The following is an 18484-nucleotide window of genomic DNA, read 5'->3' as shown; positions in this document are numbered from 1 at the left end:
GTCCGGCCTTTTGTAATCCTACACCATCGGCTAAACCGGATAATCAATCGAACGCCAAGGGCCCTCAATGTCCCGTCCCCGCATTCTCCTGACCCGCAAGCTCCCGACAGAGGTCGAAGCGCGCGCCATGCGCGACTACGAAGCCGACCTGAACACGGATGATCGTCTTTATGCACGCGACGAGCTGCTCGCCCGCGCAGCGGACAAGGACGGCCTCCTCGTCACTGTAACGGACAGGATCGACGCCAAGCTGATCGCCGCCCTTCCGGCAGAAATCCGCGTTATTGCTACGTTTTCGGTCGGCTACGACCATATCGATGTCGCCGCGGCCACGGGCCGCGACGTCACTGTCACCAACACACCCGACGTGCTGACCGACGCAACGGCCGAAATAGCAATGCTGCTGATGCTCGGCGCCGCACGCGGTGCAACGGCCGGCGCCGCAACCATTCGCGAGGGACGCTGGAAGAACTGGGCGCCAACCGGCATGCTCGGCCGCGAAATCTCGGGCAAGCGTCTCGGCATTCTGGGACTTGGGCGTATCGGTCAGGCCGTCGCCCGCCGCGCGCGCGCCTTCAACATGACGATCCACTATCACAATCGCAACCGCTTGCGGCCCGATGCCGAAGAAGGCGCGGTCTTCCACGCGGACGCCGCATCGCTGTTCCGCGCCTCGGACATATTGTCGATCCATTGCGCGTCGACACCCGAAACGCGCCGCATCGTCAACGCCGAAACCCTGGCGCTGCTGCCATCCGGCGCCATCGTCGTCAACACGGCACGCGGCGACATTGTCGACGACGACGCGTTGATTGCCGCGCTTTCCTCCGGCCGCATCGGCGCTGCCGGACTCGATGTTTTCAACAACGAACCGAACCTGCATCCGGGTTATCTCGGATTGTCGAACGCCTTTCTGCTGCCGCATCTGGGAAGCGCGACGCTCGAAACGCGCAACGCAATGGGTTTCCGCGCGCTCGACAATCTCGACGATTTCTTCGCCGGACGCCCGCCGCGCGATCGGGTGGCGCCATGATTCGTGTTTTGCTGGCAGGCGCATTGATCGGGCTCTCCGCGTGCGGCGATGCGCCCGATTCCTTCAAGACGATGCGCGACTGCGACGATTGCCCCACGCTCATCGTCCTGCCGACGGGGTCGTTCATGCGGGGTGCCGACGAAGACGACCCGGCCGCCGACATCAGCGAATACCCACGCCACGAAGTTACCATTTCAAAGCCCTTCGCGATGGCAACCCTCGCCGTCACGGTGGCGGAATTTGCAGCCTTCGCCGACGCTACAAACCACGAACCGGAGCAAGGCTGCTTCGCCTTCACCGACGACGGCTGGCGCGTCGACGAAACCGCGAGCTGGCGCGCCCCCGGCTTCCCGCAAGATCCGTCGCATCCCGTCGTCTGCGTCTCATGGCACGACGCAAACGCATATGCAGCGTGGATGACAGAACGAACCGGAAAAAACTATCGCCTGCCGAGCGAGGCCGAATGGGAATATGCAGCGCGCGGCGGCACGACAGGCATGAATTTCTGGGGCGACGACGACAGTCTCACCTGCGACTACGCCAGCGTCAACGACCTGACCGCCAAGAACAAGGCGGCAAAGGTCGCCGAGCCCTGCGACGACGGCTTCATGTACACAAGTCCGGTAGGCAGTTTCCTTCCCAATCCATTCGGCCTTTACGACATGGTCGGAAACGCATGGGTCTGGCTCGCCGACTGCTGGTTGGGCGACTACAGACTCGGACCGCGCGACGGCAGCCCGAACGTGGCCGAAAATTGCGGCATCCGCATCCTCCGCGGAGGCTCTTGGACGGACACACCAGGGCCCGTGCGGATTGGCGCCAGAGAGAACCGCCTCCCGGACGAGCGGCTTTCGATTGCCGGATTCCGCCTCGTTCGCGACCTCGAATAACGGCCCGGTTGACCCGGCAAAGCTGAGTCACACGGGAATATTTTGCCGGGCGCCAACATGGCTCCACGCCCCCAATGCATTGATTTTAAAAGGGTTTTCCTTTGGCAAAGCCCTTGCATTTCCCATAGCGGGATGAGCAGGCCTTGAAGGGGATCGCAAGAAAATTGCGAGGGGAACGATGGGCTACGTGAAACGCATGGCAGGTACTGGAACGCGGCCGTCTTCGCTGGGCGAAGGGGTGCTGCAAGTCGATCCGCCAACGGAGCGGTTCCGCCGAAGCATCGGCGCCGTCTCGCGCGGACCGGCAAGCCGCGACCTGGTCGACAGGGCGCTCGCGTTCGCCGACGAGGCCGAAATACGCATTGCCGAACTGAACGAACGTGTACGCCGGCTGGAAGCGCTGACGCAGACTGACGAGTTGACCGGCCTGCTCAACCGGCGTGGCTTCGACGAAGTTTTGCGCCGCAACCTGCTGAGCGCCGCACGTTACGAGGAAGCCGGGCTGCTCGCCTATATCGACCTCGACGGATTCAAGACCATCAATGATCGTTGTGGACACGTGGCGGGCGACGAAGTCTTGCGAACGGTCGGCGCTTTTCTCAGCAAGAGCATCCGTGCCACAGATTACGCCGCACGCCTTGGCGGCGACGAATTCGCCATTCTCTTCGTGCGCGCCGACCACAAGCGTGCGCGCGAGCGTGCCCGCGAAATGCTGCGCGGCACCGCACAGCTCGAAATCGCCTGCAAGTCGCACACGATCTCGGTCAGCGCCAGCCTCGGCTTTGCCTCATATACGGGCGAAACCTCGCCGAAGGAGCTGCTCGACCGCGCCGACCGCGCCATGTATGCGGACAAGAAGAATGGTGGACGCGCCGCGCGCCTGACCACGCACGGATAACCCGCCTATTTTATCGAAGTTCCCTTCGGCTGCTGTTGCGTGATGCAGTGGATCGAACCGCCGCCTTGCGCAATTTCAAGCGCCGGCACCTGCATCACCTGACGCCCCGGAAAAGCCGCCGCCATGATCTCGGCTGCCTTGCCGTCGTTCGGATCGTCATAGGTCGGCATGACGACGCCGCCATTTGCGATATAGGCATTGACATAGGATGTGCAGAGCCGACGTCCGTCGGGCCGCAGCAGATTGCGCCGGGGTTGTGGAATTTCGATGATCTCGAGCTTTTTCCCGCGCGCATCGCGCGCCGTTTCGATCCGCGCGCGATTGTCCTGCATACGGGCATGGTTTGGATCGTTGCGATCCTCCGGCATATGCAGCAACACACGGCCCGCGCCAGCAAAACAGGCGATCATGTCGACATGACCGCTCGTCTCATCATCCTGAAGCCCTCGATCGAGCCAGATGATCCGCGACACGCCAAGGTTCAATGCAAGATTTTCCTCGATCTGCTGACGTGTCAGCTCCGGATTGCGATTGTCGTTGAACAGGCATTCCTCGGTCGTCAGAAGCGTTCCGTATCCATCCGCGCATATCGAACCGCCCTCCAGCACCATGCCGCCCTTGTAGACACGCATACCGAGCCGCTCTAGAACGAGGCCGCCGACCGCCGCGTCGTGATCGTAGTTCTGATAGGCGTTGCCCCAGGCGTTGAAGCGCCAATGTGTGCCGGCGACACAGCCCTTGCCATCGGCAACGAAAATCGGACCGGAATCCCGTGCCCAGCTATCGTCGATGGGCAGCGGAACGATCTCGACGTCACGGCCGCAGGCAAGCCGTGCCTGGGCTTCATCCTCCGGACGGCAGATCATCGACACCGGCTCAAAGCCCGCTATCGTCCGCGCTACCTGGGCATAGGCGGCATAGGCCTGTGGCAGACGTTCGCCCCACACCTCGCCGCGACTCGGCCACTGCATCCAGCAGCGCTCATGCGGCTCCCATTCGGCCGGCATGAATAGCCCATCGTCCATCGGCCTGCGCGTTTCGCTCATTTGCGGCCTCTCCCATGCCCGTCGGGCTTTCGCCGGTTCGTCCGAACGGTTAGGTATAGCTTCTGGAATACGCGCGGCAAGCACGGGCACAGACGGGAGAATGCGAATGACTGGAAAAATCGACGGACGCCTGAAGGAATTGGGAATTGAGTTGCCGGCGCCGGCCGGGCCCGCGGGCACCTACGTGCCCTATGTTGTCACCGGCAATCTGGTCTTCATTTCCGGTCAGGGACCGATGGGCGGCTCAGGCATCGCCTATCAGGGCAAGCTCGGCAAGGATCACGACATTGATGCCGGCAAGGCGGCCGCCCGGCTGACCATGCTCAATGTGCTGGCACAATTGAAGGCCGCTTGCGGCGGCGATCTCGATCGCGTGAAGCGCGCCGTAAAAATTCTCGGCTTCGTCAACGCAACACCCGAATTTGACCAGCAACCGGCCGTCATCAACGGGGCGTCCGACCTCCTTGTCGAGATATTCGGCGACGCCGGACGCCATGCCCGCTCGGCAGTCGCCGCGCCGAGCCTCCCCTTCCAGATCACAGTCGAAATTGAGGCCATTTTCGAGATCGCGTGAAGCGGAACCCTTCTCTAGAATTACCGCATGGGAGATAGCGAGCAGGCCATCATCCGCGTCGCCGACAGCCTCACTGGCGTCGATGCAGTCGCATGGGATGCCTGCGCCAACCCGCCGGGCGAACCGGCCAATCCATTCGTGTCGCACGCCTTCCTCTCGGCGCTTGAGGAAAGCGGATCGGCGACACGCCGCACCGGTTGGCTGCCGCAACACCTGCTGCTGGAAGACGATCGAGGCCGGCTGGCCGGCGCCATGCCGCTCTACCTGAAAAGTCACAGCCGCGGCGAATACGTCTTCGATCACGGTTGGGCCAACGCGCTTGAAAATGCCGGCGGCCGCTACTACCCCAAACTGCAAGCCTCGATTCCGTTCACGCCCGCAACGGGCCCGCGCCTGCTGGTGCCGCCGGGGCTCGGCTGCGAAGCGGTGGAAGACGCACTCGCAGCCGGCGCAATTGAACTCGCGACACGCCTCTCCGTCTCGTCGCTCCACATCACCTTCCTCGCACAGCGGCAATGGGACCGGCTCGGCCGGCTCGGCTTTCTGCAGCGCACCGACCAGCAGTTCCATTGGCACAATCGCGGCTATGGCTCGTTCGACGACTTCCTGGCCGATCTCTCTTCGCGCAAACGCAAAATGATCCGCAAGGAGCGCGAGCGAGCGCGGGAAAACGGCGTCGCCGTCGAGTGGGTTACCGGCGCCGACATCACCGAGGATCATTGGGACGCGTTTTTTGCGTTCTACATGGACACAGGAGCGCGCAAATGGGGGTCTCCATATCTCAGTCGCGAATTCTTCAGTCTGATCGGCGAGCGGATGTCGCGGGAGACGCTTCTGGTGATGGCCCGCCGCAATGGGCGTCTCATCGCCGGCGCGCTGAACTTCATCGGCGGCGATGCCCTCTATGGCCGCAACTGGGGTGCCATCGAGCACCACCCCTTCCTGCATTTCGAGTGCTGTTACTATCAGGCGATCGAATTCGCCATTGTCAGGGGTCTGGCGCGAGTCGAGGCCGGCGCGCAGGGTGAACACAAGCTGGCCCGCGGCTACCTGCCGGCGCGAACCCATTCGGCACACTGGATTGCCAACCCGTCGTTCCGCGAAGCCGTGGCCGAATATCTGTGCCGCGAGCGCCAATATGTCGATCGGGACATCGCCGCCCTTGGCGAATACGCCCCGTTCCGGCACGATAGTGCCAACAACGAACATCAAGAGGATGATTTCTGACCGTGGCCTACGATCCAAACAATATCTTTGCAAAAATTCTCCGGGGCGAAGCGCCGTGCTTCAAAGTCTATGAAGACGAGATGACGCTCGCCTTCATGGACGTCATGCCGCAAGCCGAGGGACATACGCTGGTGATCCCCAAATACCCGGCCGAAGACCTGCTCGACCTCGATCCCGAATATGCCGGCGCCATGGCCAAAACCGTCAAGAAGATCGCCGCAGCGGTGAAGAAGGCTTTCGCCGCTCCGGGCATACTGGTTGCGCAGCTCAACGGCGCGCCAGCCGGCCAGACCGTCTTTCACATTCACACCCATATCATCCCGCGCTCGCAAGGTATCGATCTCAAGCTGCATGCGCGTCAGATGGCCGACTTCGATGAACTTAAGAAACATGCCGAACGCATCAAGGCGGCGATGAACTGAACGCCAGGCGCGTCTGTCGCCACATGGGAGGGGGAACAATCAATGAAGATCGTCCGCACAGCGGCGGCGCTGGCCGTCGCATTTTCGTTGGCGACGGCTTGCTCGGAAAGCGAGAGCTACACGCAAGAGACCGTCGTCGCGCCCTCGCCGTTCCACGGCATCCACGGGCTGACATTTACCTCCGATGGACGATTGCTTGCCGGCAGCGTCGTCGGCCGCGCGCTTTATGAGGTGAACCGCGACACAGGCGAGACCAGCATCGCCGAGGGGCCACCCGAAGGCATGGCCGACGATGTCGAACAAGGACCGGACGGCACCATCGCCTGGACGGCTTTCCTCGATGGCAAGGTCTACGCCCGCAAACCGGACGGTCGCCTTTTGACGCTGGCCGAAGGCCTGCCTGGCATGAATTCGCTGGCCTGGACCGATGACGGCCGCCTGTTCGCAACGCAGGTTTTCCTGGGCGACGCGCTCTACGAACTCGATCCCTCCGGCACAAACCCGCCGCGCAAGATCATGGAAGGCATGGGCGGACTCAACGGCTTCGACTTCGGTCCCGACGGCAAGCTTTACGGGCCACTCTGGTTCAAGAAGCAGGTCGTTCGTGTCGATGTCGAGGCGGCCACGATCGAGATCGTTGCCACTGGCTTCAACGTCCCCGCGGCTGTGAACTTCGATTCAAAAGGAAATCTCTACGCAGTCGATACAGCTGCCGGTCATGTCTATCGCATCGACGTGGCAAGCGGCGAGAAGACACTGATCGCGGAGGTCGCGCCGGCAATCGATAACCTGGCGCTCGACGCCGAAGACAATCTCTACATCACCAATATGGCGGACAACGCCGTCATTGCCATCGATACGGACACTGGCGAAACACGGACAATTGTCTCCGGCGCTCTGGCCGTCGCCGGGGACATTGAAATGTCAGATGCCGGCGCCCTCTATGTGGCCGATCTTTTTGCCGCGCGCATGGTCGATCCGGCCTCGGGCGAAGTGACGGAGCTTGGGCGTGTCTTTGCCTCCGACATCGACTACCCGCTGAGCGTTTCAGTTGCCAATGGACGCATCGCGTTTGCCGCGCTGACAGCAGGTGCAGTGCAGCTGTTCGACGAAGAAACAGGCGCTTCGCTTGGCCTCCATCATGGCTTCACAACACCGGCAGAGGCATTGGTGCTCTCGGACGGCAGCGTTCTGGTCACCGAATATACGCGCGGCGCGATTGTTCGCGTCGACGCTGCGGACTGGTCCAGCCGCACCGACCTCGCCACGGGCCTCTCCGGGCCGGCCATGATGAAGCTCGGACTCGACGGCTCCGTCTATGTCGGCGAGAGAACGGGCGGGCGCATTTCGCTCATCAACACAGATACCGGCGAACGCACAGTGATCGCCGAAGGTCTCGCCGAACCGGAGGGCTTCGACATCGCGCCCGACGGCCGGATCGTCGTCGCCGAGGTTGGCGCAAAACGCATCTCGGCAATCAATCCTGCGAATGGCAAGTCAACCGTTCTGAAGTCCAACCTTCCGATCGGCTTCGAGGCGCCCGACGGTGCCCCCGACCTCTTCATTCCAACCGGCGTCGCAGTCGCAGCCAATGGCGACATCTACTACTCGTCCGACATCGACGTCGCCATCTATCGACTCAAGAAAAACTGACATCCGGAAACGCAAAAGGCCGCCGTGTTCACACGGCGGCCTTCATGCCGAGTGACGATTCCCTATTCGCCCATATGGAAGGCAACAAACTTGTTGCCGTCCAGATCGCGAAAATAACCGCCGTAGAAACTACCGCCGCGCACACCCGGCGCGCCCTCGTCCTTGCCGCCGAGGCTCATTGCCTTCGCGTGAACCTTGTCGACATTGGCGCGCGACCCGACTGCCAACGCCACCATCGTACCATTGCCGAAGTTCGCCTTGTTGCCGTCATGCGGCTTCGTCACCGCGAGCATCGGACCGCCATTGCTCCAGCCGACGAACCGGCCCGGATCCGACATCGCACGCTTGGCCCCAATTTCACCGAGCAGCTCATCATAAAACTTCGTTGCCTTGTCGAGGTCGTTGGTTCCCACCATTACGTAACCGATCATCTCTTCAATCTCCCTGGGGTTGGACGTTTCTCTTGGTCGTTTGCATCGAAAACGGCCACAAAGCACGCATGCCTCATGGCCGTCTTCAATTCACTGGCATCGGGTAAAACCCGATACCGCTATTCCGCTAGCAAAGGCACTTTGGGCACGCTACCGCCCGAACCATCGTCCGGCCGGTCTTTCGGTTTCCTGACGCGGGGCTTCTTTGGCCCTTCATTTCCGGAATGCCCCGAACTGCGCGGCGGTGCTGCTTCGATATCGAAGTCGAGAGCATCGTCCTTGACCGCAACGCGGACATGCCCACCCTTCACGAGTCGCCCGAACAACACCTCGTCGGCCAAAGGCTTCTTGATGTGTTCCTGAATGACGCGCGCGAGCGGACGCGCGCCCATCTGCTCGTCGTAGCCGCGCGTTGCCAACCACTTGTTGGCATCCGGCGTCAGTTCGATTGTCACGTTGCGATCCGCCAGTTGCGCCTCGAGTTGCAGCACAAATTTCTCGACCACCCGCGAGATCACATCTTCCGGCAGATGGCCGAAAGGTATGGTGGCGTCGAGACGATTGCGGAATTCCGGCGTGAACAACCGCTTGATGGCATCTTCGTCGTCGCCTGTGCGTTTTGTACGCGCAAATCCGATCGGCGTTCTCGCCATATCGGCAGCGCCTGCATTGGTCGTCATGATGAGAACGACATTCCGGAAATCGATCTTCTTGCCGTTGTGATCCGTGAGCTTCCCGTGATCCATAACCTGCAGAAGAATGTTGAAGAGATCGGGATGTGCTTTTTCGATTTCATCGAGCAGAAGCACACAATGGGGGTGCTGATCGACACCATCGGTCAGAAGGCCGCCCTGATCGAAGCCGACATATCCAGGCGGCGCACCGATCAGACGCGACACCGTATGCCGCTCCATATATTCGGACATATCGAAGCGCAGCATCTCGACGCCGAGCACGGACGCGAGCTGCCGTGCAACCTCTGTTTTGCCAACCCCGGTCGGGCCGGAGAACAGATAGCAACCGATGGGCTTTTCCGCTTCACGCAGTCCGGCCCGGGCCAGCTTGATCGATGCCGCCAATGCTTCGATCGCGGCGTCCTGCCCGAATACGACGCGCTTCAGCTCGGTATCGAGGTCTTTCAGCTTCTCCGTATCGCTCTTTGACACCGACTTCGGCGGAATGCGCGCCATCGTCGCCACCACAGCCTCGATCTCCGCGACGCCGATTGTCTTCTTGCGCCGCGACTCCGGCAGCAGCATTTGCGACGCGCCGGCTTCGTCAATCACGTCGATCGCCTTGTCCGGTAGCTTCCGGTCATGCATGTACTTCGCCGACAAATCCACAGCCGCTTTCACAGCGTCGTTGGTATACCGAACCTTGTGAAAGTCCTCAAAATAGGGCTTGAGCCCCTTCAGTATCTTGATCGTGTCAGGCACGGATGGTTCAGCCACATCGATCTTCTGAAAGCGCCGCACCAGCGCCCGGTCCTTCTCGAAATGCTGCCGGTATTCCTTGTAGGTCGTCGACCCGATGCACCGCACATTGCCGCTGGCAAGCGCCGGCTTCAACAGGTTGGACGCATCCATCGCGCCGCCGCTGGTCGCCCCGGCGCCGATCACCGTGTGGATTTCATCGATGAACATGATCGCGCCAGGATAGGCTTCGATCTCCTTGATGACCGCCTTGATGCGCTCTTCGAAATCGCCACGATAGCGTGTGCCTGCCAGCAACGTCCCCATGTCGAGCGAGAAGATCGTGGCATTCCGCAACACGTCGGGCACTTCGCCCTTTACGATCCGTCGCGCCAGACCTTCGGCAATCGCCGTTTTGCCGACGCCGGGATCACCGACGAACAACGGATTGTTCTTGGAACGGCGGCAAAGAATCTGGATTGTGCGCTCAACCTCGCGCGTGCGCCCAATCAGCGGATCGATTTTGCCCTGTTTGGCCTTCTCATTGAGATTGACGCAGTAATTGTCGAGCGCCTCGGTCGTGCGCTCCTTGCGGCCACGCTCATTCGCTTCCGGTTCTTCCTGCGCACCGCGCACCGGCCGCGCCTCGGTCATGTCCGCTCGCTTGGCAATCCCGTGGCTGATGTAATTGACGGCGTCGTAACGCGTCATGTCCTGCTCCTGCAGGAAATAGGCGGCATGACTCTCGCGCTCGGCAAACATCGCAACAAGCACATTCGCGCCTGTCACCTCCTCACGTCCCGACGATTGAACATGGATGACGGCACGCTGGATCACGCGTTGAAAGCCGGCCGTCGGCTTCGATTCCTGTCCGTCGTCGACAACAAGGCTTGAAAGTTCGTTGTCGACATAATTGGTCAACTGGTGACGCAGCAACTCCATGTCGACATTGCAGGCCCGCATGACGGCCGCTGCGTCCTGGTCATCGACCAGCGACAGCAGCAGATGTTCAAGTGTCGCGTACTCGTGGTTGCGTTCATTGGCGAGCGCCAGCGCGCGGTGAAGCCCCTCCTCGAGACTGCGTGAAAACGTCGGCACTCCGAACCTTCCCTTCTGCTGGGCTACAGCCTGAACGCGCTATTCTCGCTCCATCGTGCACTGCAGCGGATGCTGATGCTGCTGCGCGAAATCCATCACCTGCGTCACCTTGGTCTCCGCCACCTCATAGGTATAGAGACCGCAGATGCCGACACCATGCTGATGCACATGGAGCATGATGACCGTCGCTTCGTCCCTCCCCTTGCTAAAGAACCGCTCCAGTACATGAACGACGAACTCCATCGGTGTGTAGTCGTCGTTGAGGAGCAGAACCTTGTAGAGCGAGGGCTTCTTCGTCTTCGGTTTCGTCTTGGTGATGACGCCGGTGCCTGCGCCACCATCTTCACCGCCGCGCCGCTTGTCGTCCGACATTCCCCGTTCCTGCCAATTCATCGCGTCCGTCCCGGCCGGACAGGTGCCGACGAGCATTATTGCAGGGCAACGGCCGTCCCGGCTGACAACAACACCCTCTATTACATAGTCGAACATATCGAATTTCAAAGCCCAACCCAATCAAACCGGGCATGTGGCAGCGAGATCCCGCAACCAGGCATCGATCCGTGCCTTGTTGACACCTAAATCCGAATAGCCGTAACGCGAGCGACTGTAGATCGCGATGCTTGACCTTGCGGCCCCGGCGGCCAAAAACTGGGCCGAAATGGTGTCCGGAAAGCCAAGAAGCGCGCTTCGCTGCACATAGGTGTCCAACAAGCGCCCATCATCCGCGTCGACCTGGACGACCCGGGGCTGCGCAAGCGCCAGGTCGCGAAATCGGCGCCTGAGCGCCGCCGGTTCGAGACCAAAATCGGGAGCAATGCGATGGGGTTCAGCCTGCGCGCAGAAGCCGGCAGGGGCAACGAGATATTGGTTCGGCTTGGCCGTCAGTCTCAGCGTCTGAAAATCCATTTTGCCTCGCCCAATGCCCCGTTTACTTGGATACGTCGATTCTGGCGCCATCGGCCAGCCTGTTAACGCGCCCTTAACGTCGTTAACCAAACTGTAACACCTACGGCTTAATCTTGACCTGATCGGCTCAAGCATCGGGAAAATATACGGTTTTTTGTCGTTTTCGGGTCAAAGGGCCTTCGCAAACTCTGGTTCCGGCGCTACAGTTCGCGTGGGCGAATATTCGGGATGGCGCGTTTGAGGCTTTGGCCGGACGTGTCAGCAAGAGGGGTCTTCAGGATATGTCGGGGTCTGCGCTTGTGAGTATCGTGCGCATCTCTCATGGATTCAGGGGGGTAGCCGCCATAATGGCAGCCGTCCTGATGATGGCCGTCACCGCCCTCCCCGCCCATGCGGCAAAGCCGCAAACCGCCGCCCTCGTCATGGACGCCCACACCGGCAAGGTTCTCTATTCCCGGAACGCCGACGAACTCCGTTATCCGGCCTCCCTGACCAAGGTGATGACGCTCTATCTCCTCTTCGAGAAGCTCGAAAAGCGCGAAATCACGCTCGATACCCGGATCACGATGACCCAGCGCGGCGCCAACCAGCCGCCATCGAAACTCGGCCTTCGTCCGGGTCAAACGATCCGCGTCGAGGACGCGATCCTCGCCCTCGTCACCCGCTCCGCCAATGACGTTGCTTCGGCGACCGGTGCCTTTATCTCCGGCTCCGAAGCAAATTTCGCCAACGCCATGACCAAGAAGGCGCGCGATCTCGGAATGACCCGTACGACCTACAAGAATGCCTCGGGCCTCCCGAACAGTGCGCAAAAGACGACCGCCCGGGACCAGGCCACGCTGGCGCAACGCATCCATCGCGATTTCCCGCAATATTATCACTATTTCAGCACCGAACAGTTCGTTTGGGGCAAGGCCAACATCCGCAATCACAACCGCCTGCTCGGCGAATATCGCGGCACAACAGGCCTCAAGACCGGTTACACCAACGCATCCGGCTTCAATCTGACAGCCACAGTCGAGCGCGACGATAAATTCCTGATTGGCGTTGTTATCGGAGGCGAAAAGGCCAAATCGCGCGACCAGCACATGATCGAGATTCTGGACCGCGCCCTCCCGCAAGCCGTCGCGATGAAGACAAGCCGGACACAATTCGCAGCCGCGCCGCCGCCCGTTCCGGTTGTGAGGCCTGAGACCCAGTTCACAGTCGCTCCCGCCGAAGACCGCGCCGCATTGGCGCAGCTTGCGGCCATGATCGACGATGGCGCCGACACGGCGGGTTATGCCGAGGGTGACGCCAGCGGCACGACGACGGCCGCGCCGGTCGTCCTGGCCACCCTGTCTGAACCTGTTGCCGCGACGAAAAAGCCGTCGGCGCCCGTGGACAACGTGACCGCTTATACAATGGCCGCCTTGCGCACAGCCGAGGACGCAGGTCGTCAGGCGGGACGCGAAATCGGCAACTTCCTTGTTGCCCCGGCCAATGCGAGTATCAGCCCGGACGCCCCGGCCAGCCCGCTGATACGCGAAGCAGCCCTTGACGACCCCGCACGCACAGCACCTGCCGCACGACAGTCATGGCGCGAAGGCGACCCCCTTATTCCCGAGGGCACATGGATCATCCAGATCGGCGCCTATGCCGACCAGGCTGATGCCGTCGGCAGTATCCGCAAGGCACTGCGCGCCGCGCCGGGCGAACTCGGCACAGCCGTGCCCGTCACCATTCCGGTCAAGACCGCCGACAACAGAACGCTTTATCGTTCGCGCTTCGGCGGCTTCGACAACGAAACCCTGGCAAAGACCGCCTGCGGCCGTCTCGCGCGCCAGAGCATTCCCTGCATTGCCATTCCGCCCGCAAATTGGGCCATGCCGCAGACGGCCAAGGCCGAGAGCCGCGGCTAGGCGGAAGCGCGCCGTTCCTCGACCGGCAACACCAGCGCATCGATCAATGCCCGGACTTCGGCCCGCGCCGCCACATGCGACATCGACATCTGGGCGTCGACCCCCTCTTCCCGAAGATCGAGCAACGTCAGTCCCGAGGGAAACATCTCGCGGAAGATCACGCGTTCGCCAAAGCCCGGCCCTGTGCGAAAACCGATCCGGTCCGCCAGCGCACCGAGCACCGCCTCGACACGCCGCTTGTTCTTGGCATCGAGATGCGAAAGCCGGTTCCGGATAACCACCCAGTCGATCTCGCCGCCATCGCGCATGGCACGGCGCTTCCGGCTTTCCCAAACCATCTCGCTGTAAACGCTTGGACCCTTGATGCGGTAGGTTTGCGGATCGACCCGGCCGAGCAGATCGAAGTCGACGAAACTGTCATTCATCGGCGTCACCAGCGTATCCGCGCGCGCATGCCCAAGCCGCGACAAATGGTTGTCGCTGCCCGGGCAATCGATAACGATGAAGTCGTTTTCGGCCTCAAGCCGCGTCATGACGGCATCAAGCGCCAGTTCATCCGCCGCATTGGCTTCGCTGACGGTGCCAAGCGTCGAGCGGGCGATGACGGCATGGTCCGGCATCACAAGCTTGACCCCGGCAGCATCGGCCCAAGCCTTGCGGTTCTCCACATAGCGCGTCAGCGACCGCTGGCGCCCGTCGAGATCGACCGATCCGACGCGCATGCCCTCATGTAAAAGCAAGGCAATCAGATGCATGGCGGTCGTGGTCTTGCCCGACCCGCCCTTTTCATTGCCCAGAACGACCACATGGGCGGGCCGCCGCCCGTCCCCGGATTCAGTCATATATCCCCCAGAAATCCCGCCGTCCGAATCGCGAGCGGAGTTTGGGTAGTGCGGCCATGAGCGTCAACTGGCCCCGCGCGGCGGCAGCCCCTGCGCACCACTCTTGCAGTCCCCCCCGTCCGACCGGCTACACTCGGCCCGCGCGGCCGGCGGCCCACACGAATTCGACATTTCCGCCGTTCCCCCTGACGTGGCAATCCCGAGGAGTCCTTCCGAATGAATGGCATGCTTACTCTCGACCAGCTTTCCGACCTCGTCGCCGCCGGCGAAATCGACACTGTGGTCATGGCGATGCCGGACATGCAGGGTCGCCTGGTCGGTAAGCGCATGGCCGCCGGATATTTCCTCGACACGGCGGTACATGAAACCCATGCCTGCAACTATCTGCTGACCGTCGACACCGACATGGAGCCGGTCCCCGGCTACAAGGCCGCGAGCTGGGCGCAGGGCTATGGCGACTTCGTGTTGAAGCCGGACCTCGCGACATTGCGCCGTATTCCCTGGCTTCCGGCAACCGCCCTCGTACTTTGCGATACGCTCGATCATCACGGCGAAGACGTGCCCCATGCACCGCGCGCCATTCTGAAAAAGCAACTGAAGCGCATCGCGGCGATGAAGATGAAAGCCTTCACCGCGTCGGAACTCGAATTCTACCTGTTCGATGACACTTACGAGGCGGCGCATGAGAAGCGCTACCAAGGCTTGAAAACCGCCAATTGGTATATCGAGGACTATCACGTGCTCGCCACCTCGAAAGAGGAAGGCATCATGCGCGCCATCCGCAACGGGCTGGAAGGCGCCGGTATCCCGGTCGAGAATTCGAAGGGCGAGTGGGGGCCCGGTCAGGAGGAAATCAACATCCGCTATGCCGAGGCGCTCGAAATGGCCGACCGGCATACCATCCTCAAGAACGGCATCAAGGAAATCGCCTGGCTGCACGGCAAGGCGATAACTTTCATGGCCAAGTGGAACTACGAGCAGGCAGGCTCGTCCTGCCATATCCACATGTCGCTCTGGGACGAAAAGGCCAAGGAGGCGCACTTTTTCGACAAGAACGCCAAGCCCCACGGCATGTCGGAACTGTGTCAGCAATTCCTGGCGGGTCAGCTTCGGCACGCGCGCGAACTGACCTATTTCCTTGCGCCGCAGGTCAATTCCTACAAGCGCTTCGTCAACGGCTCCTTCGCCCCCACCAACATCGTCTGGTCCAACGACAACCGGACGGCCGGCTTCCGCATGTGCGGCCAGGGCAAGAGCCTGCGCATCGAATGCCGTATTGGCGGTGCCGACCTGAACCCCTATCTGGCCTATGCCGCACTTCTGGCCGCCGGTCTTGACGGCGTCGAGAACAAGATGGTTCTTGAGCCCGAGTTTTCAGGCGACGCCTATGTCAGCAGCGGCATTCCGTCACTGGCAAAGAACCTGCGTGACGCCCTGACCGAACTGGAAAAGTCGGATACGCTCCGCGCCGCTCTGGGCAATGACGTGGTGGAACACTATCTCCACACCGGTCGCTGGGAGCAGTTCGAATATGACCGCCGGGTCACCGATTGGGAATTGAAGAGAGGCTTCGAACGCGGATGAGTGCCATATTGAAGGTCATTTCCCCTGTTGACGGCAGTGTTTATGCCGAACGGCCCCTCGCCTCGTGGGAAGAGGTCGACGGCGCGTTGAACGCTGCACGCGCCGCACAAGCCGCATGGAAACTCGTTCCCCTCGCCGAACGCGCCGCTCTCTGCACCCGTTTCATCGAAGCCTTTGTCGCGATGAAAGACGGAATCGTGCCGGAACTTGCGTGGCAGATGGGTCGTCCCGTCGCCTATGGAGCCGGCGAACTGCGCGGCTTCGAGGAACGAGCGCGCTACATGATCGGCATTGCGCCCGAGACACTGGCCGACATCGACGCGGGACCGAAAGAGGGCTTCCGCCGCTGGGTGCGCCGCGAGCCGGTCGGCACCGTGCTCGCCATCGCCGCCTGGAACTACCCCTATCTGATCGCCGTCAATTCGGTCGTCCCGGCAATCATGGCCGGCAATGCAATCATCTTGAAGCATTCCGGCCAGACGCCGCTTTGCGCCGAGCGTTTTGCCATGGCTTTTGAAAAGGCAGGGGCGCCAGACGGTCTCTTCCAGGCGGTCCATATGAGCCACGAAATGACCGAGAAAACGATCGGCGACCCACGCGTCGATTTCGTGCAATTCACCGGCTCGGTGGCCGGCGGCCGCGCGGTTGTGAAGGCAGCAGTCAACCGTTTCATCGGCATCGGCCTCGAACTTGGTGGCAAGGATCCGGCCTATGTCCGCGCCGACGCCAACCTGCCCTTCGCGGTCGAAAATCTGGTCGACGGCGCCTATTTCAACTCCGGGCAGTCCTGCTGCGGCAAGGAACGGCTTTACGTCCATGCCGACGTCTATGACGATTTCGTTGAAGGTTTCGTCGACCTGACGAAGAAGTACAGGCTCGGCGACCCGCTCGACCCGGAAACGACGATTGGCCCGATGGTCCGCACCTCCGCCGCAACCTTTGTACGCGGTCAGATCGCCCAGGCCGTCCGCGGCGGCGCAAAGGCATTGATCGGCGAGGCACATTTCCCGGCTTCACGGCCCGGTTCGCCCTATCTCGGCCCCGAAGTACTGGTGGACGTCAACCACCAGATGGAAGTGATGCGCGAGGAAACCTTCGGCCCCGTGATCGGCATCATGAAAGTCGCGTCGGACGACGAGGCTATCGCACTGATGAACGACAGCCCCTACGGATTGACCGCCTCCGTCTGGACGGAAGATACCGAAACCGGAGAAAAGCTTGGCGAACGCCTCGAAACCGGCACCTTCTTTCTCAATCGCTGCGACTATCTCGATCCCGCACTCGCATGGACCGGCGTCAAGAATACGGGCCGGGGCGCCACGCTGTCGCCCGTCGGCTATGAAAGCCTGACGCGGCCCAAGAGCTATCACCTGAGAACGCAAACAAAATGATCGATACCTATCCAAGCCTCACCGGCAACTGGAACTTCCCCACCAAAATGCGCTTCGGCGCCGGGCGCATCAAGGAATTGGCCGAGGCCTGCGGCACAGCCGGTATCGAACGGCCGCTGCTGGTCACCGATCCCGGCCTCAAGCCCTTGCCGATGATCGCCGAAGCCTTGGCGCTCCTGGAAAAGAACGGCCTCGCCGCCGCGCTTTTCGCCGATGTTCATCCCAACCCCGTGAGCGCGGACGTGGACGCGGGCCTCAAGGCATTCCAGCGCGGCAAGCATGACGGCGTCATCGTTTTCGGTGGCGGCAGCGCCATGGACGCCGGCAAGGCGGTCGCCTTCATGTCGGGCCAGACGCGGCCGATGTGGGATTATGAGGATCGCGAGGACTGGTGGACACGTGCCGACCCCAACGGCATTGCGCCGGTCATCGCGGTGCCGACGACCGCCGGCACCGGCTCCGAAGTCGGCCGCGCCGCTGTCATCACCGACGAGAGCGACCACACCAAGAAAATCATCTTTCATCCGAAGATGATGCCGGTCGACGTGATCTGCGATCCGGAATTGACCGTCGGCCTGCCGCCGAGCATCACCGCGGCCACAGGCATGGACGCGCTCTCCCACAATCTCGAAGCCTATTGCGCGCCCTTCTGGCATCCGCTGGCGCAAGGCATTTCGCTTGAAGGCATGCGGCTTTGCAAGGAATGGCTGCCGGAAGCGGTAAAGCGCGGCAGCAATATCGAGGCGCGCTCGTTCATGCTCGCCGCATCGTCGATGGGTGCGACGGCCTTCCAGAAAGGTCTCGGTTCGATGCATGCGATGAGCCATCCCTGCTCGTCGCTGCGGGGCACGCATCATGGTCTCACCAACGCCGTGGTGATGCCCTATGTCTTGCTGCACAACCGCAAAGCTATTGAAGAAAAGATCGTCGCGGCGGCCAACTACCTGGCGCTAAAGGACCGTAGTTTCAATGGCTTCGTCGACTGGGTTCTGGCGCTGCGCGAGGAGATCGGTATCCCGAACACGCTGAGCGAGATCGGCGTCGATAGCGGCATCATCCCGCAATTGGCAGCGATGGCGCTCGAAGACCCCTGCACCGGCGGCAACCCGCTGCCGATGAGCGTGCCGGTCTATGAAGACCTGTTCGCGCGGGCGATCGAAGGCAAGCTCGCCTGAC

At 61.6% G+C, this 18484-nt stretch carries 17 protein-coding genes; 11 read left to right on the top strand and 6 right to left on the bottom strand.

The annotated features are described in order from the left end of the window. Positions 1-67 precede the first annotated feature (67 nt). From Q7V31_RS14220 to Q7V31_RS14210, 3 genes are all read left to right on the top strand, one after another. Positions 68-1033 carry a D-glycerate dehydrogenase gene (locus Q7V31_RS14220; RefSeq protein ID WP_304735246.1) on the top strand — a complete coding sequence of 322 codons (966 nt, stop codon included), beginning with the start codon at positions 68-70 and terminating at the stop codon, positions 1031-1033. Next, positions 1030-1923, top strand: coding sequence for a formylglycine-generating enzyme family protein (locus Q7V31_RS14215; protein WP_304735244.1), 894 nt, complete (start codon positions 1030-1032; stop codon positions 1921-1923). Before Q7V31_RS14220 ends, Q7V31_RS14215 begins: the two co-directional genes overlap by 4 nt. A 178-nt stretch (positions 1924-2101) precedes the next feature. Next, positions 2102-2821 (top strand): GGDEF domain-containing protein, encoded by a 720-nt coding sequence (locus Q7V31_RS14210; protein ID WP_304735243.1) that lies wholly within the window; start codon positions 2102-2104, stop codon positions 2819-2821. 5 nt (positions 2822-2826) lie between these two features. On the opposite strand, the gene Q7V31_RS14205 is transcribed toward Q7V31_RS14210, so the two are convergent. Further along, complete coding sequence (locus Q7V31_RS14205) at positions 2827-3867, bottom strand: agmatine/peptidylarginine deiminase (RefSeq protein WP_304735242.1); 1041 nt, start codon at positions 3865-3867, stop codon at positions 2827-2829. Positions 3868-3973: 106 nt separating this feature from the next. Between Q7V31_RS14205 and Q7V31_RS14200 the strand changes: the two genes are divergently transcribed. From Q7V31_RS14200 to Q7V31_RS14185, 4 genes are read left to right on the top strand one after another with little or no spacing between them, the layout of a single operon-like run. Further along, on the top strand, positions 3974-4441 hold the full coding sequence (locus Q7V31_RS14200; RefSeq protein WP_304735241.1) for a RidA family protein: 468 nt from the start codon (positions 3974-3976) through the stop codon (positions 4439-4441). Positions 4442-4468: 27 nt separating this feature from the next. After that, positions 4469-5668, top strand: a complete 1200-nt coding sequence (locus tag Q7V31_RS14195) for a GNAT family N-acetyltransferase (protein ID WP_304735240.1) — start codon at positions 4469-4471, stop codon at positions 5666-5668. Between the two features lie 2 nt (positions 5669-5670). Then, complete coding sequence (locus Q7V31_RS14190) at positions 5671-6090, top strand: HIT family protein (protein ID WP_304735239.1); 420 nt, start codon at positions 5671-5673, stop codon at positions 6088-6090. 42 nt (positions 6091-6132) lie between these two features. Next, positions 6133-7743, top strand: a complete 1611-nt coding sequence (locus Q7V31_RS14185) for an SMP-30/gluconolactonase/LRE family protein (protein ID WP_304735238.1) — start codon at positions 6133-6135, stop codon at positions 7741-7743. Between the two features lie 62 nt (positions 7744-7805). On the opposite strand, the gene Q7V31_RS14180 is transcribed toward Q7V31_RS14185, so the two are convergent. From Q7V31_RS14180 to Q7V31_RS14165, 4 genes are all read right to left on the bottom strand, one after another. Continuing rightward, complete coding sequence (locus Q7V31_RS14180; protein ID WP_304735236.1) at positions 7806-8174, bottom strand: VOC family protein; 369 nt, start codon at positions 8172-8174, stop codon at positions 7806-7808. Positions 8175-8293: 119 nt separating this feature from the next. Next, positions 8294-10684: an ATP-dependent Clp protease ATP-binding subunit ClpA gene (gene clpA, locus Q7V31_RS14175; RefSeq protein WP_304735235.1), complete on the bottom strand. Its 2391-nt coding sequence runs from the start codon at positions 10682-10684 to the stop codon at positions 8294-8296. A 39-nt stretch (positions 10685-10723) separates the two neighbouring features. Then, the gene (gene clpS / locus Q7V31_RS14170; RefSeq protein ID WP_304735234.1) at positions 10724-11056 is read right to left on the bottom strand and encodes an ATP-dependent Clp protease adapter ClpS; all 333 of its coding nucleotides are present in this window, start codon (positions 11054-11056) and stop codon (positions 10724-10726) included. A gap of 141 nt (positions 11057-11197) precedes the next feature. After that, complete coding sequence (locus Q7V31_RS14165) at positions 11198-11590, bottom strand: DUF1499 domain-containing protein (RefSeq protein ID WP_304735233.1); 393 nt, start codon at positions 11588-11590, stop codon at positions 11198-11200. Positions 11591-11937: 347 nt separating this feature from the next. Here Q7V31_RS14165 and Q7V31_RS14160 point away from each other — a divergent pair, with 347 nt between their 5' ends. Then, a complete protein-coding gene (locus Q7V31_RS14160) occupies positions 11938-13491 on the top strand; it encodes a D-alanyl-D-alanine carboxypeptidase (protein ID WP_304735232.1) in 1554 nt (517 codons plus the stop codon). Here the strand turns inward: Q7V31_RS14160 and Q7V31_RS14155 are convergent. After that, on the bottom strand, positions 13488-14333 hold the full coding sequence (locus Q7V31_RS14155) for a division plane positioning ATPase MipZ (protein ID WP_304735231.1): 846 nt from the start codon (positions 14331-14333) through the stop codon (positions 13488-13490). The genes Q7V31_RS14160 and Q7V31_RS14155 overlap by 4 nt on opposite strands. Before the next feature lie 216 nt (positions 14334-14549). On the opposite strand from Q7V31_RS14155, the gene Q7V31_RS14150 reads away from it, so the two are divergent. From Q7V31_RS14150 to Q7V31_RS14140, 3 genes are read left to right on the top strand one after another with little or no spacing between them, the layout of a single operon-like run. Then, entirely contained in the window at positions 14550-15917 is a 1368-nt protein-coding gene (locus Q7V31_RS14150) for a glutamine synthetase family protein (protein ID WP_304735230.1), read from the top strand. Next, positions 15914-17308, top strand: coding sequence for an aldehyde dehydrogenase family protein (locus Q7V31_RS14145; RefSeq protein ID WP_304735229.1), 1395 nt, complete (start codon positions 15914-15916; stop codon positions 17306-17308). Before Q7V31_RS14150 ends, Q7V31_RS14145 begins: the two co-directional genes overlap by 4 nt. After that, positions 17305-18483, top strand: a complete 1179-nt coding sequence (locus tag Q7V31_RS14140) for an iron-containing alcohol dehydrogenase (RefSeq protein ID WP_304735228.1) — start codon at positions 17305-17307, stop codon at positions 18481-18483. Before Q7V31_RS14145 ends, Q7V31_RS14140 begins: the two co-directional genes overlap by 4 nt. Position 18484 lies beyond the last annotated feature (1 nt).

It is taken from the genome of Parvibaculum sp. (assembly GCF_030651915.1).
Taxonomy (GTDB): domain Bacteria; phylum Pseudomonadota; class Alphaproteobacteria; order Parvibaculales; family Parvibaculaceae; genus Parvibaculum.
This window is presented reverse-complemented; position numbering and strand designations above follow the sequence as displayed.

Bases quoted from the DNA above. Each gene is read 5' to 3' on its own strand.
- Q7V31_RS14205 (WP_304735242.1), bottom strand. From the start codon at position 3,867: ATGAGCGAAACGCGCAGGCCGATGGACGATGGGCTATTCATGCCGGCC.
- Q7V31_RS14180 (WP_304735236.1), bottom strand. From the start codon at position 8,174: ATGATCGGTTACGTAATGGTGGGAACCAACGACCTCGACAAGGCAACG.
- Q7V31_RS14195 (WP_304735240.1), top strand. From the start codon at position 4,469: ATGGGAGATAGCGAGCAGGCCATCATCCGCGTCGCCGACAGCCTCACT.
- Q7V31_RS14145 (WP_304735229.1), top strand. From the start codon at position 15,914: ATGAGTGCCATATTGAAGGTCATTTCCCCTGTTGACGGCAGTGTTTAT.
- Q7V31_RS14140 (WP_304735228.1), top strand. From the start codon at position 17,305: ATGATCGATACCTATCCAAGCCTCACCGGCAACTGGAACTTCCCCACC.
- Q7V31_RS14210 (WP_304735243.1), top strand. From the start codon at position 2,102: ATGGGCTACGTGAAACGCATGGCAGGTACTGGAACGCGGCCGTCTTCG.
- clpS (WP_304735234.1), bottom strand. From the start codon at position 11,056: ATGTCGGACGACAAGCGGCGCGGCGGTGAAGATGGTGGCGCAGGCACC.
- Q7V31_RS14220 (WP_304735246.1), top strand. From the start codon at position 68: ATGTCCCGTCCCCGCATTCTCCTGACCCGCAAGCTCCCGACAGAGGTC.
- Q7V31_RS14160 (WP_304735232.1), top strand. From the start codon at position 11,938: ATGGCAGCCGTCCTGATGATGGCCGTCACCGCCCTCCCCGCCCATGCG.
- Q7V31_RS14185 (WP_304735238.1), top strand. From the start codon at position 6,133: ATGAAGATCGTCCGCACAGCGGCGGCGCTGGCCGTCGCATTTTCGTTG.
- Q7V31_RS14165 (WP_304735233.1), bottom strand. From the start codon at position 11,590: ATGGATTTTCAGACGCTGAGACTGACGGCCAAGCCGAACCAATATCTC.
- Q7V31_RS14215 (WP_304735244.1), top strand. From the start codon at position 1,030: ATGATTCGTGTTTTGCTGGCAGGCGCATTGATCGGGCTCTCCGCGTGC.
- Q7V31_RS14200 (WP_304735241.1), top strand. From the start codon at position 3,974: ATGACTGGAAAAATCGACGGACGCCTGAAGGAATTGGGAATTGAGTTG.
- Q7V31_RS14150 (WP_304735230.1), top strand. From the start codon at position 14,550: ATGAATGGCATGCTTACTCTCGACCAGCTTTCCGACCTCGTCGCCGCC.
- Q7V31_RS14155 (WP_304735231.1), bottom strand. From the start codon at position 14,333: ATGACTGAATCCGGGGACGGGCGGCGGCCCGCCCATGTGGTCGTTCTG.